The organism is Vibrio sp. 1874, assembly GCF_033344395.1.
GTDB classification, from domain to species: Bacteria; Pseudomonadota; Gammaproteobacteria; order Enterobacterales; family Vibrionaceae; genus Vibrio; species Vibrio alginolyticus.
Map to the genome: position 1 here is coordinate 1 of NZ_JAWPOR010000146.1, position 1,129 is coordinate 1,129.

Consider the following 1,129-nt stretch of genomic DNA (forward strand, 5'->3'; position numbering starts at 1 on the left):
TTGGGTACAGCCATTCGTGTGCCGTTAGCACATCGAAATCGCCTCGCTTGCTACCGAGTGCTTCCGCGTACTCATCTCGATAGCACAGCACCAATGCCGGATCAACGCCGACCAACGGAATGTCTAAGTCCGCCACCATAGCCAAGAACTTCGCCGTATCAGCCGCGGTATCTTTAAACTGGCGTAGGAAACCTTTGATGTGTTGCGCTTTACCATTTGGCTTAAATGGCAAAAGCACTGGATGCATACCTAGCTTTTTAACCAACTTGACGAAGTCTTCAACAACGTCCGCATCGTAATAACTGGTAAATGGGTCTTGAACGATTAATACGTGCTTGCTCTTTTCAGTCGAAGACAAACCACTCAACGCTTGCAGATCATAAGGCGTTGTCAGCGACTCTACGCGCTGTTTCAACGTAGGAACAGACAGCAACGGCGTATCCACATACCCTACAGTTGAAGCCGTTAAACTCTTCACCCACGACTGTTTCAATACGCCGTTCACGACTGCTGGTGCCTTTGCCATCATTGGCAGCATGGTTTCAATGTTGGCAACCAAATAATCTTTTGCCGGACGCTGATAGCGCGAGTGATAAATGTTTAAAAAGCGGGAACGGAAACTTGGAACATCCACTTTGATCGGACATTGGCTCGCACACGCTTTACACGCTAAGCAGCCGTTCATTGCTTCATAAACTTCATGAGAGAAATCGTATTCGTGACGACGATTAATGGAATGACGCACACGATCAATCATGGTTTTGATCGATGTTTTGTTTTCTAACGTTTGCTTTTCTAGGTCAAGAATATCAATACCTTGCTCAGTAAGCTGACGCAACCATTCACGAACCAATCCAGCGCGCCCTTTTGGCGAATGACGACGATCAGCCGTCACTTTCATAGATGGACACATCGGCGAGCTGGTATCGTAGTTAAAGCACAAACCGTTACCGTTACATTCCATCGCTTGTTTAAAGCTGTCACGTACTTGTACGTCAATTTGGCGATCATAGTAACCACGTTTGGTGTCGGTTACTTTTACCAACTCTGCATCGCTATCAAGTGGCGTACAGATTTTGCCTGGGTTCATTTTATTATGTGGGTCGAATGCAGCTTTTACGCGTCGAAG

General features: G+C 46.6%; 1 protein-coding gene. It reads right to left on the reverse strand.

Going from position 1 to position 1,129, the window contains the following annotated elements:
- On the reverse strand, positions 1-1,129 hold a 1,129-nt coding region (locus tag R8N46_RS25200), incomplete at both ends, for a (Fe-S)-binding protein (RefSeq protein WP_318189775.1).